Genomic DNA, 3078 nt, shown 5'->3' on the forward strand with positions numbered 1-3078 from the left:
CGCTGCCGAGCTGTCGCGCGTTCACACGGAATATGGCGCGGAGTCGATTTATGGCGGCTCCTATGGCTGGTCGAGCGCCGGCCGTTTTCATCACGTGCAGAGTCAGATTCACCGATTCTTGAACGTCGCGTTCGGTGGCTATGTCCGCTCGGTCAACAGCTATAGCGCAGGCGCCTCCGCGGTGATCCTGCCGCATGTGCTCGGATCGTTCGAAGCGCTGTCACGGCGCAACGTCACATGGGAGCAAGTCAGCGAACACACCGATACGGTGCTGGCCTTCGGCGGAATGGCTCTGAAGAACTCGATGGTGGCGAGCGGCGGCATCAGCCGTCACGTCGAACGCGACGCGATGCGCAAGGCGGCGCAGCGCGGCACCCGCTTCTACTGCATCAGCCCGCTGCGCGACGATCTGCCCGAACAGGCTGCCGCGACCTGGCTGCCGATCCGGGTCGGCAGCGACGTGGCGCTGATGCTCGGTATCGCGCACAGTCTGGTGGCGGAGAAGCTACACGACCGCGATTTCCTGGCGCGCTATTGCACCGGCTACGACATCTTCGAACGCTATCTGCTCGGGCTCGACGACGGCCAGCCGAAGGATGCCGGCTGGGCGGCAACGGTCACCGGCATGGACGCCGGCGAGATCGTCGCCCTGGCGCGCCGCGCCGCGCAGGGTCGCACGCTGGTCACGGTGTCGCATTCGCTGCAACGCGCGCGCTATGGCGAGCAGCCGGTGTGGATGGGCGCGGTACTCGCCGCGGTGCTCGGCCAGATCGGCCTGCCCGGCGGCGGCTACAACTACGCACTCGGCGCGCTCGGCCACACTGGACGACGCATCAACGCCGTGCCGATTCCGACGATGCCGCAGGGCCGCAACGGCGTGGAGGCGTTTATTCCGGTCGCGCGTGTCGCCGACATGCTCCTCAATCCAGGCCAGCCGTTCGACTACAATGGTCGCTCGCTGCGCTATCCGGATATCAAGCTGGTATACTGGGCCGGCGGCAATCCGTTTCATCACCACCAGGACATCAACCGGCTGCGCCGCGCCTTCAACGTGCCGCAGAACATTGTGGTACACGAGACCGCATGGACTCCGACCGCGCGGTTCGCCGACATCGTGCTGCCCGCGACAATGACGCTGGAGCGTGATGATATCGGTGCCGCCGCGACCGATCCGCGCCTGATCGCGATGCGCAAAGTCGCGCCGCCAGTCGGAGAAGCGCGTGACGATTTCGACATCTTCGCCGCGCTCGCACGCCGGCTCGGCGTCGAACAGGCTTACACCGAGGGCCGCGACAGCCAGCAATGGCTGGAGCATCTGTATGAAACGACGCGAACCGCGCTCGCCGCCAAGGGCTGCGATGCGCCATCGTTCGACGAGTTCTGGCGCCGCGGCGAGCTGGCGCTGCCGTCCGAGCCCGACGACGGCGGACTGCTCCGCGCCTTCCGCAACGATCCCGAGGCCGGCAAGCTACCGACGCCGAGCGGCAAGATCGAGGTGTTCTCGCAGAGCATCGCGGGCTTCAACTATCCGGATTGCCCCGGTCATCCGACATGGCTGCCGCCGGACGATCAGCCGACCGAAGTTCATTCGCTGACGCTGATTGCCAATCAGCCGGCGACACGACTGCATAGTCAGCTCGACTTCGGCCGCTACAGCCAATCGAGCAAAATATCTGGTCGCGAGGTCGTGCGCCTCAATCCGGCGGACGCGCAAACACGCGGCATCGCGGCCGGCGACATCGTCCGCCTTTTCAACGATCGTGGCGCGTGCCTTGCCGCCGCGGCGCTTTCGGATCAGGTCGCGCCCGGCGTGATCCATCTGCCGACCGGCGCTTGGTACGACCCGCTGCCCGGCGGCGGCGATGAGCCGCTTTGCATCCATGGCAATCCGAACGTGCTGACGCGCGACGTCGGCACGTCGCGGCTGGCGCAAGGTTGCACCGGCCAGGTGACGATCGTCGAATGCGAGAAGTACACCGGACCGCTGCCGCCGATCCGCGCCTACGATCCGCCGTCACCAGTCGGCTGATCGAGCTGCCGCCGTGACGACCCGCTCACGAATGGTCGCAGCGCTGCAACGGCACTGCGACCGCGGAGGCGTCTGGATTGGTTGTGGCGCCTGAGCGGGCCAGCCTTCGCGGCTGAGCCGCTGCCCCGCACCTGTTTGATGCCCCGCGTTGATGCGCGCGTCTGATTGCAGGCAGATCGTAGGCGACCGGGCAAACCCAAAGCACGCCGGCGCCGCAAAGATCATAGGCCGCGACACAACAGGGTGCTCGCGCGGATGTCGAGATAAGCCGAAGTCGACTTGGAAAATGGTCCCGGGGCGTGATGGTGGGCGCGACAGGGATCGAACCTGTGACCCCCTCGATGTCAACGAGGTGCTCTCCCGCTGAGCTACGCGCCCTGAAACCGTCGTGTACGGGGTGGCGTCCCTATATCGGCTCCCGCGCGGGGAGGCAAGAACGCCGAACGGCGATTTATCGACTTAGGCTGCGGCGGTCAGCAGCTTGTTCACTTCGCTGACCAGCTCGCGCAGGTGCACCGGCTTGGCCAGCACCTTGGCGTTTTTCGGCGCCTGCGAATCCGAATTCAGCGCTACAGCGGCGAAACCGGTGATGAACATGATCTTGATGTCCGGATCGAGCTCGGAAGCGCGGCGCGCCAGCTCGATGCCGTCCATTTCCGGCATCACGATATCGGTCAGCAGCATCTCGAACGGCTCTTCGCGCAGACGCTGATAGGCCGACATGCCGTTGTCGAACGAGGAAACCTGGAACCCGGCGTTTTCCAACGCCTTCACCAGGAAGCGGCGCATGTCGTTGTCGTCTTCGGCGAGCAGAATCTTGTGCATGGGAATTGGACTTCACACCTGACGGAGAAGCGATGACCCAGTTAGACCGGAGTCTGGTAAATTTCGGGTGAAACTTTCGGCCACTCTGTGGCCTTCGGAAGCCTCGACTTTGCGCCCGATCGCAGACCGAATCAACGCTGGCGCCTTGCATCCTGACAGCCGAGAAGTTGCCGGGCCACTAACGAGCGACTGCTGAGATCCGCCTTCTNTCTGCATGATTCGCT

Annotated in this window: 2 protein-coding genes and 1 tRNA gene; 1 reads left to right on the top strand and 2 read right to left on the bottom strand. The window is 64.8% G+C overall.

Features of this window, described 5'->3' with window-relative positions; genetic code table 11:
• On the top strand, window positions 1–2029 hold a 2029-nt coding region (locus I5M_RS26230), incomplete at its 5' end, for a molybdopterin-dependent oxidoreductase (RefSeq protein ID WP_022724107.1).
• A 303-nt stretch (window positions 2030–2332) separates the two neighbouring features.
• Here I5M_RS26230 and I5M_RS26235 read toward each other — a convergent pair.
• Window positions 2333–2407, bottom strand: a tRNA-Val gene (locus I5M_RS26235).
• Window positions 2408–2488: 81 nt separating this feature from the next.
• Window positions 2489–2854 carry a cell cycle two-component system response regulator CpdR gene (gene cpdR, locus I5M_RS26240; protein WP_022724108.1) on the bottom strand — a complete coding sequence of 122 codons (366 nt, stop codon included), beginning with the start codon at window positions 2852–2854 and terminating at the stop codon, window positions 2489–2491.
• Window positions 2855–3078: the final 224 nt, after the last annotated feature.

Origin of the sequence: Rhodopseudomonas sp. B29 (assembly GCF_000333455.1) — a bacterium.
Taxonomy (GTDB): domain Bacteria; phylum Pseudomonadota; class Alphaproteobacteria; order Rhizobiales; family Xanthobacteraceae; genus Rhodopseudomonas.

What these genes read in the sequence shown, in the direction of transcription:
- cpdR (WP_022724108.1), bottom strand. Translation starts at nt 2,854, where the DNA reads ATGCACAAGATTCTGCTCGCCGAAGACGACAACGACATGCGCCGCTTC.